This window comes from Modestobacter sp. NPDC049651, assembly GCF_040659695.1.
Taxonomy (GTDB): Bacteria; Actinomycetota; Actinomycetes; order Mycobacteriales; family Geodermatophilaceae; genus Modestobacter.
On record NZ_JBFAOG010000007.1, the window covers coordinates 174,723 to 183,847 of the forward strand.

7 protein-coding genes are annotated in these 9,125 nt (G+C 72.6%); 1 reads left to right on the forward strand and 6 read right to left on the reverse strand.

Annotation, left to right across the window (positions count from 1 at the left end; genetic code table 11):
- Positions 1 to 8: 8 nt before the first annotated feature.
- The gene (gene polA / locus AB0J00_RS12705) at positions 9 to 2,762 is read right to left on the reverse strand and encodes a DNA polymerase I (protein WP_357744672.1); all 2,754 of its coding nucleotides are present in this window, start codon (positions 2,760 to 2,762) and stop codon (positions 9 to 11) included.
- A gap of 71 nt (positions 2,763 to 2,833) precedes the next feature.
- Here polA and AB0J00_RS12710 point away from each other — a divergent pair, with 71 nt between their 5' ends.
- Positions 2,834 to 3,259, forward strand: a complete 426-nt coding sequence (locus tag AB0J00_RS12710; protein WP_357744674.1) for a PaaI family thioesterase — start codon at positions 2,834 to 2,836, stop codon at positions 3,257 to 3,259.
- A gap of 6 nt (positions 3,260 to 3,265) precedes the next feature.
- Here AB0J00_RS12710 and AB0J00_RS12715 read toward each other — a convergent pair whose 3' ends face one another.
- The 5 genes from AB0J00_RS12715 to AB0J00_RS12735 form a co-directional block, all read right to left on the reverse strand.
- A complete protein-coding gene (locus AB0J00_RS12715; RefSeq protein WP_357744677.1) occupies positions 3,266 to 3,925 on the reverse strand; it encodes a GNAT family N-acetyltransferase in 660 nt (219 codons plus the stop codon).
- A gap of 115 nt (positions 3,926 to 4,040) precedes the next feature.
- Positions 4,041 to 4,754 (reverse strand): ABC transporter ATP-binding protein, encoded by a 714-nt coding sequence (locus AB0J00_RS12720; RefSeq protein ID WP_357744698.1) that lies wholly within the window; start codon positions 4,752 to 4,754, stop codon positions 4,041 to 4,043.
- 26 nt (positions 4,755 to 4,780) lie between these two features.
- Positions 4,781 to 5,707: an ABC transporter ATP-binding protein gene (locus AB0J00_RS12725; protein ID WP_357744680.1), complete on the reverse strand. Its 927-nt coding sequence runs from the start codon at positions 5,705 to 5,707 to the stop codon at positions 4,781 to 4,783.
- Positions 5,708 to 5,712: 5 nt separating this feature from the next.
- A complete protein-coding gene (locus tag AB0J00_RS12730; RefSeq protein ID WP_357744682.1) occupies positions 5,713 to 7,992 on the reverse strand; it encodes a branched-chain amino acid ABC transporter permease in 2,280 nt (759 codons plus the stop codon).
- Positions 7,989 to 8,936, reverse strand: a complete 948-nt coding sequence (locus AB0J00_RS12735) for a branched-chain amino acid ABC transporter permease (RefSeq protein WP_357744685.1) — start codon at positions 8,934 to 8,936, stop codon at positions 7,989 to 7,991. The genes AB0J00_RS12730 and AB0J00_RS12735 overlap by 4 nt, the downstream gene beginning before the upstream one ends.
- Between the last annotated feature and the right edge of the window lie 189 nt (positions 8,937 to 9,125).

The window sequence follows — 9,125 nt, forward strand, 5'->3', positions numbered from 1 at the left end:
GGACCGCGTCAGTGGGCGGCGGCGTCCCAGCTCGTGCCGAAGCCGACCGAGACCTCCAGCGCCACCGACAGCTGCGCCGCTCCGGCCATCTCCCGGCGGACCAGCGCCTCCAGCGCGTCGTGCTCACCGGCGGCGACCTCGAGCACCAGTTCGTCGTGCACCTGCAGCAGCATCCGGGACCGGAGCCCCTCGGCCTCGATCGCCTTCTCCACGTTGAGCATGGCGACCTTGATGACGTCGGCGGCCGAGCCCTGGATGGGGGCGTTCAGCGCCATCCGCTCGGCCATCTCCCGGCGCTGCCGGTTGTCGCTGGTGAGGTCGGGCAAGTAGCGGCGGCGGCCCAGCGTGGTCTCGGTGTAACCGGTCTGCCGCGCGTCGTCGACGACGCCGTCGAGGTAGTCGCGGATCCCGCCGAAGCGCTCGAAGTAGGCGTGCATCTGCTCGCGCGCCTCCTCCGGGGTGATCCGCAGCTGCTGCGACAGGCCGTAGGCGGACAGGCCGTACGCCAGGCCGTAGCTCATCGCCTTGATCCGCCGGCGCATCTCCGGGTCGACCTGCTCGATCGGGATGCCGAACGCCCGGGAGGCGACGAACGAGTGCAGGTCCTCCCCCGACGTGAACGCCTCGATCAGCCCGGCGTCCTCGGACAGGTGCGCCATGATCCGCATCTCGATCTGGCTGTAGTCGGCGGTCATCAGCGACTCGAAGCCGCTGCCGACGACGAACGCCTGCCGGATGCGGCGGCCCTCGGCGCTGCGGATCGGGATGTTCTGCAGGTTCGGGTCGGTGCTGCTCAGCCGCCCGGTCGCGGCGATCATCTGCTGGTAGGTGGTGTGGATCCGCCCGCCGTCGTCGACCATCGGGATCAGCCCGTCGATGACCGTGCGCAGCCGGGTGACGTCGCGGTGGCGCAGCAGGTGCTCGAGGAACGGGTGCCCGGTCGACGCCAGCAGCGAGGTGAGCGCCTCGGCGTCGGTGGTGTACCCGCTCTTGATCTTCTTGGTCTTGGGCAGGCCCAGCTCGTCGAACAGCACCGCCTGCAGCTGCTTGGGCGAGCCGAGGTTGATCTCCTTGCCGATGACCGCGTAGGCCTCCTGCGCGGCGTCGGCGACGGCGGCGGCGAACTCCTGCTGCAGCTCGTGCAGGAAGTCCAGGTCCGCGGCGATGCCGCGCTGCTCCATCCGGGCGAGGACCCGGGTCAGCGGCAGCTCGATCTCGCCGAGCAGGTGGTCGCCGCCGCGCTGGGCGAGCACCTGCTCGAGGGCGTCGGACAGGTCGTTGACCGCCACCGCCTTGAGGACGTCGGCCTTCGCGGCCTCCCGCGCCACGTCGTCGTCGCTCGGGCCCAGCCCGTCGAGGGTGAGCTGCTCCTCGGGGGCGTCGACCTCCTTGAGCTCGCGCCGCAGGTACCGGACGGCGAGGTCACCGAGGTCGAACGACCGCTGGCCCGGCGTCGCGAGGTAGGCCGCGAGCGCGGTGTCGCTGACGACGCCCTGCAGGTCCCAGCCGCGCGCCCAGATGGCCAGCAGCGGGCCCTTGACGTCGTGCACGACCTTGGCGGCGGCCGGGTCGGCCAGCCACGCGGCGAGCGCCTGCTCGTCGGCGGTGTCCAGGCCCGGGCCCTGCTCGTGGTCGGTGAGGTCGACGAAGGTGGCGTGGTCGTCGGCGGCGGCCAGCGCGACGCCGGTGAGCTCGCCGGTGCCGCGACCCCAGGTGCCGCGGAAGACGATGCCGGTGGAGCTGCTGCGCGCGTGCGCGGCCAGCCAGTCGGCGAGCCCGCCGGCGGGCACCTCGTCGGCGGTGACGTCGAAGCCGCCGTCCACCTCCGGCTCGGCGCTGGTGAGGGTGGCGAACAGCCGGTCGCGCAGCACCCGGAACTGCAGGTTGTCGAAGAGGGTGTGCACCTCGTTGCGGTCCCAGGCCTGGACGGCGAGGTCCTGCGGGCCCAGCTCCAGCGGCACCTGCCGGTCGAGCTCGGTGAGCCGGCGGTTCTGCAGCACCTGGGAGAGGTGGTCGCGCAGCTTCTCCCCGACCTTGCCCTTGACCGTGTCGACCTGGTCGACCAGCGCATCGAGCGAGCCGTACTCGCGCACCCACTTGGCGGCGGTCTTCTCCCCCACGCTCGGGATGCTCGGCAGGTTGTCGCTGGGGTCGCCCCGCAGCGCCGCGAAGTCGGGGTACTGCTGCGGCGACAGGCCGTACTTGGCCTCCACCTCCTCCGGGGTGAACCGGGTGAGGTCGGAGACGCCCTTGCGCGGGTAGAGCACGGTGACGTGCGGGTCCACCAGCTGCAGGGCGTCGCGGTCGCCGGTGCAGATGAACACGTCCATCCCCTGGTCGACCGCGGCGACGGTGAGCGTGGCGATGACGTCGTCGGCCTCGTAGCCCTCGGCGGTGATCACCGGGACGTGCAGCGCGCCGAGCACCTCCTGGATCAGGCTGACCTGGCCGCGGAAGTCCGTCGGGCTCTCGGCCCGGTTGGCCTTGTAGTCGGCGAAGATCTCGCTGCGGAAGGTCTTCCGGCTGACGTCGAACGCCACCGCGAGGTGGGTGGGCTGCTCGTCGCGCAGCACGTTGATCAGCATCGAGGTGAAGCCGTAGACCGCGTTGGTCGGCTGCCCCGTGGTCGTGGAGAAGTTCTCGACCGGCAGGGCGAAGAAGGCCCGGTAGGCCAGCGAGTGGCCGTCGAGCAGCAGCAGCCGGGGACGGGTGCCGTCGGCGGCCGGGGTGGCGGAGGTGGGGGCAGCGGCGGGAGCGGACATCGGAGCCGATCCTAGGTGCGCCCACCGACGATCCGCCGAGCCCGCGACCGGGGTGTGGCTACCGTGCCCCGGTGACCACTCCCCGCCCCGACTGGCTGCCGGCCGGCACCCAGGGCCCGCTGGACGACAAGCTCGGCATCCGGATCACCGACTTCACCCCCGACCGGCTGGTCGCGACGATGCCGGTGGCCGGCAACGAGCAGCCCTTCGGCCTGCTGCACGGCGGCGCGACCTGCGCGCTCGCCGAGAGCATCGGGTCGTGGGCGGCGGTGCTGCACGCCGGGCCGGGCAGCAACGTGGTCGGCATCGAGCTCAACGTCAGCTACCTGCGCGCCGCCCGGTCCGGCGAGGTGACCGCCGTCTGCACGCCGGTGCGCCGCGGCCGCACCCTGGCGACGTTCCTCATCGAGGTGTCCGACGACGCCGGCAAGCCCACCGCCAGCGCCCGGCTCACCTGCATGATCCGGCCCCGGGACGGCGGCGCCCCGCAGGGCTGACCGCGGTCAGTCGGCGGACAGCTCCGGCAGCGGCACCCGGGCCGACCGGCGGCGCGGCAGCGGCCGCCGGGGCGCCGGCAGCGCGGCAGCCCACGGCCGGGCACCGGCCAGCCCGCGGGTGAGCTGGGCGACCCCGGCGATCCGCCGGGTGGCCAGCGGCGCGAACCCGCGGCGGGCGAAGAACCGCTGCCGCTCGGCGTCCTGCCCGCCGACCGCGACCGACACGTGCTCGGCGCCGACCGCCCGCGCGTGCGCCGCCGCGGCAGCCAGCAGCGCGCAGCCGATCCCGCGGTGGCGGTGGTCGGGGTGGACGACGAACCAGTCGACGGTCACCTGCGGGCAGCCGAGCACCGCGGCCAGCGCGTCGGTGCCCAGGACGGCGAGGCCCACCACCGTGCCCCCGCCGTCCGTGCCCCCGCCGTCCGTGCACCCGCCGTCCGTGCACCCGCCGTCCGGGAGCTCGGCGACCACCACCCGGTGCGCGGGGTCGGTCAGCAGCCGGGTGAAGCCGTCGGCCGCGCCCGCTCCCTGCCCGGTGAGCACCGACTCGTAGCTGTGCTCGGCGGTGTGCCGGCGCACCAGCGCCAGCACCGCGGGCAGGTCGTCGGGGCGGGCGGCGCGGGCGACCGCGGGCCGGCGCGCGGCGCCGGACGGCTGACTGGGCACGGGAGCCTCCCCCTCGACGGTGACCCCAGGGTCGCGCACGGTCGGTCACCGTGCGCAGTGACGCGCCGGAGAGGTGGCGGGGTGCCCCGGCAGTTGCCGGGGCACCCCGCGCCGGTCAGCCGGCCAGCTCCTCGCCGAGGTACGCGGCGCGGATCCGGTCGTCGGCCAGCAGCTCACGGCCGGTGCCGGCGAGCACCAGCTCGCCGGTCTCCAGCACGTAGCCGCGGTCGGCGAGGCTGAGCGCCTGGTGGGCGTTCTGCTCGACCAGCAGCACCGAGACCCCGTCGGCGTTGATGCCCCGGACGATCTCGAAGATCTGCTCGACGATCAGCGGGGCGAGCCCCATCGACGGCTCGTCGAGCAGCAGCAGCCGCGGCTTGCCCATCAGCGCCCGGCCGATGGCGAGCATCTGCTGCTCACCGCCGGACAGCGTGCCGGCCTCCTGCCCGAACCGCTCCTTGAGCCGCGGGAAGAGGTCGAGCACGTGGGCCATCAGGTCCTCGTCGGGGCTGCGGAACCGGAAGGCCCCCATGACGAGGTTCTCCTCCACCGTCATCCGCGGGAACACGTGCCGGCCCTCGGGGACGTGGCAGATGCCCAGCTCGATGAGGTGGTGCGGCGGGATCCCGTCGATCCGCCGGCCGTCGAAGGAGATCGACCCCGCCGCCGGCCGGAGCATGCCCGAGACCGTCTTCTGGGTGGTCGTCTTGCCGGCGCCGTTGGCCCCGAGCAGCGCGACGATCTCGCCCTCGCGGACGTCGAAGGAGATGCCCTTGATCGCGGCGATCGCGCCGTACTTCACCTGCAGGTCGACGACGTCGAGGAGCACGCCCCCCAGCGCCCGCTCGGCAGCGGTCACAGCTGGTCCTCCGTCCCGGCGCCGGTGACGCCCCCGCTGGTGTCGATGACGTGCAGCTCGGGCTGGGAGTGGCTCTCCAGCTCCTCTTCCGCCTCGGCCTCCGACGTGCCCAGGTAGGCGGCGACGACGGCCGGGTCCCGCTGGATGTGCTCCGGGGTGCCCTCGGCGATCTTGCGGCCGAAGTTGAGCACCACGATGCGGTCGGCGACCGACATGACCAGCTTCATGTCGTGCTCGATCAGCAGCACGCCGATGCCGTCGTCGTTGACCTGCTTGATGAGCGCGGCGAGCTCCCGCTTCTCCACCGGGTTCGTGCCGGCGGCCGGCTCGTCGAGCAGGATCGCGCCGGGCCGGGTGCCCAGCGCCCGCGCGATCTCCAGCCGCCGCTGCTCGCCGTAGGCGAGCGACCCGGCCAGCTCGTTGGCCCGGTGCGACAGCCCCACCCGGTCCAGCAGCGCATACGCCTGCTGGGTCGACTCGCGCTCCTCGCGGCGCTGCCAGGGCAGCCCGAGCATCGCCGACACCGGACCGGACTTCATCCGGGTCTCGATGCCGACCTTCACGTTCTCCAGCGCGGTCAGCGCCGGGAACAGCCGGATGTTCTGGAACGTGCGGGCCACGCCCATCCGGTTGACCACGTGGGTCTTCTTGCCGATGACGCTGACCGGTGCGTCCCCGGGCCGCGCCGACAGCAGGATCTCGCCCTCCTGCGGGGTGTAGACCCCGGTCAGGGAGTTGAACAGCGAGGTCTTGCCGGCGCCGTTGGGGCCGATGACGGCGAGGATCTCGCCGCGCCGCATCTGCAGCGTGACGTCGTCGAGGCTGGTCACCCCGCCGAACCGCAGCGTGATGCCGCGGACGTCGAAGACCAGGTCGCCCTGGCCGCCGCCCGTCGTCCGCCGCTCGGTGGTCGTGCTGGTCATGCCCCTCACACCCCTTCCCGGGCCGGCACCGCGTGGAGTTCCTGGTTGGTGCTGGTGTCGTGCCCGGCCAGCCCGGTCAGCTCGGCCTTGCGCCGGCGGGCCGGGATCAGCCCCTGCGGGCGGAACACCATCATCAGGATGAGGACGGCGCCGATCCACATGGTGCGGTCCTCGGCGGGCACCTGGTCGCGCAGGAAGTTCGGCAGCCAGGTCAGGAACGCCGCACCGGCGATGGCACCGGTGAGCGAGCCCATCCCGCCGAACACCACGTAGGCGACGATGAGGATCGAGTTGTTGAGCACGAAGTTCTGCGGGTTGAAGTAGCCGATCTGGCTCCCGAAGAACACACCCGCCAGGCCCGAGGTCGACGCGCCGATCGCGAACGCGAGCAGCTTGACCCGGGTGGTGTTCACACCGGTGGCCTGCGCGGCCACCTCGTCCTCGCGGACCGCCGCCCAGGCCCGGCCCAGGCGCGAGCCCTCCAGCCGGTAGAACAGCAGGACGACGAGGCCCAGCAGGATCAGCAGCAGGTACCAGTACTGCAGCGGGTTGGACCCCCACTGGAAGCGGATGAAGCCCAGGTCGACGACCGGGTGCGGCACGGCCTTCTCCACACCGCGCGGGCCGTTGGTGAAGTTGCCCGGGTTGTTCACCGCGATGAGCCGGATGATCTCGCCGAACCCGAGGGTCACGATCGCCAGGTAGTCACCGCGCAGCCGCAGCGTCGGCGCACCGAGCATCACGCCGGCGAGCAGGCAGATGGCGATGGCGAACGGGATCGCCCACAGCGGCGACAGCAGCAGCCACGACGGCGGCTTCACCGGCAGCGAGCCGGTGAGGTAGCCGGTGGTGTACGAGCCGATCGCGTAGAAGGCGATGAACCCCAGGTCCAGCAGGCCGGCCCAGCCGATGACGACGTTCAGGCCGACGGCCAGCAGCACGTAGACACCGATGTCGGTGACCAGCGCCTGCTGCCAGAACCCGGTCGCGGTCGGCGGGTAGAACAGCGCCAGCCCGACACCGAGCAGGAAGAGGCTGCGCACCGTCGTCGACGACGCAGCGGCGTGCAGCCGGCCACCGGCGGTGCTGCGCTCGGCACCCGCGGCGGTCGCGCCGCCGGCGGTGCGCTGCGCACCGGACGCGGCGTGCCCGCCGACGGTCCGGCGCCCGCGGCTGGTCGCCGCGACCCACCCACCCGCGCCGAGGCTGAACAGCGCGATGCAGGTGACCCAGCCGCCGGACCCGAGGCCCTGCCACGGGCCGCCGACGCCGCCGTAGCCGGCATCGGCCGCGGTGCTGCTGATGCCGTGCAGCGCGACCAGCGTCGCGATGATGGCGAGCACCGCCAGCGCGGCGGCCGCGAAGCCGAGCAGCCGCTGGCGCAGCCACACCGCCGCCGCGGCGACGACCAGCGTCACCGCGAACAGCACGTAGGCGAGCCAGCCGAGGTAGGCGGTGGAGAACCCGCTCAGGTCGGAGTCGCCGAACAGGTCGGCGGTGTCGACCAGCGTGCGGTTGTCACCGGTGGGCAGGAACCAGGTCGCCGTCAGCAGCGCGAGCAGGCCGAGCACCAGGCCCAGCGCGACCAGCGGCAGACCGGGCCGGTAGGCCATGACCCGCTCGACGAACTCGCGCGGGGCGGCGACCTCCTCGCGGGAGGTGGCCGCGAGGACGCCGGCCAGGGCCAGCACCAGGTGCCCGATGAAGGCGACGTCGGCACCGAAGGAGTGGTCGGTGCCGCCGGCGAAGGAGACCGCGTCGCCGTGCGCGACCAGCACCAGGACGCCGGCCAGCACCGAGATGCCGGCGGCCACCCAGCCGAGCAGCCGCTGCCGCAGCGCGATCGCCACGAAGGTCAGCACCGCCACCAGGACCAGCGCGACCCACCAGACCCAGCCGAAGTAGGCCTTGGTGAGCGCGGACAGGCCGCTGGTGGACCCGACCGCGTCGGCGAGGGTGCTGAACTTGCCGTCGTCCAGCGGGTCGTACCACTTCATGAAGAAGTAGGCCGCGAGGAGGACCAGGAGACCGGCGAGCAGCGGCCGGATGCCGGGACGCTGGGCGTAGCGGCTGACCACCGACCGGTAGGTGATGGCCAGGTACAGCAGCACGCCGATCAGCAGGAACCAGATGATCCGGACGTCGAGCAGGGACTGGCGCAGGCCCAGCCAGAAGTCGTCCTTGGAGCCCTGCTGGGGACCGACCATGGTCGCCAGGAAGACGCCGCCGGCGAGGCAGGCGAGCAGCCGGGTGACGGCCGGGGGGAGGGAGAAGCGACTGTTCACGCGGCACGCCCCAGACGCTCGCCGAGGAGGCCCGTGGGCCGGAACACGAGGATCGCGATGAGGATGACGAACGCCACCACGTCGGTCCACTGGTTGCCGATCCAGGCTTCGCCCGTCCAGGGCGCCGTCGGGATCAGGTTCTCCGCGACGCCCAGCAGCAGGCCGCCGATCATCGCGCCGCGGATGTTGCCGATGCCGCCGAGCACCGCGGCCGCGAAGGCCTTGATGCCGGGGATGAAGCCCATCGTGTTGGAGAAGACGAACGCGGTCCCGAAGAGGAAGCCGGCCGCCCCGGCGAGCGCGCCGCCGATCACGAAGGTGCGCGAGATGGTGCGGTCGATGTCGACGCCCATGAGCGCGGCCGTCGGCGCGTCCTCCGCGGTCGCGCGGATGCTGCGGCCGAGCTTGGTGCCCGAGACCAGCCGGTCCAGGAAGACCATGAGGGCCAGCGCGGCGACGACGATGATCACCTGGAGCAGGGTCACCTTGGCGCCGAACAGGGTGAACAGCTGCTTGTTCACGTCGAAGTAGGTCGGGAACTGGTTGTTGCCCAGCCGGTTGAACAGCTTCCCGAACAGCTGCGACAGCAGGAACGAGGCCCCGATGGCGCTGATCAGGAACGCGAGCTTGGGTGCTCCGCGCCGGCGCAGCGGCCGGTAGGCGACCCGCTCGAGGAAGTAGGCCACGACGGCACCGGTGACGGCGCCGGAGGTGAGCCCGGCGAGGACGACGAGGACCGCCTTCACGCCGGACGTGTCCCCGCCGTCACCGACGAGCGCGTGGACGACGAGGAAGCTGCCGAACGCCCCGGACATGAAGACCTCGCTGTGCGCGAAGTTGATCAGCTGCAGGACGCCGTAGACGAGGGTGTAGCCCAGCGCGATGAGGGCGTACATCGATCCCCGGGTCAACCCGAGGACCAGGTAGTTCATGAAGTCGGACAAGCGCAGACGCCTCTTCCAGGTTCTCTGGGGGCCGACGGGGTGGGGGCGCCGTCCGGGCCGGTGGGCCGGCGGAGGCGGGGGCGCGCGCCCGGTGTGGCCGGTGCAGGTGCTCTCGGTGGGGAACCAGGTGGTCGACGGCGTCCAGTGGCGCGACGTCGTCAACGTCCCCGCGCTCGGGCAGACCGTCGT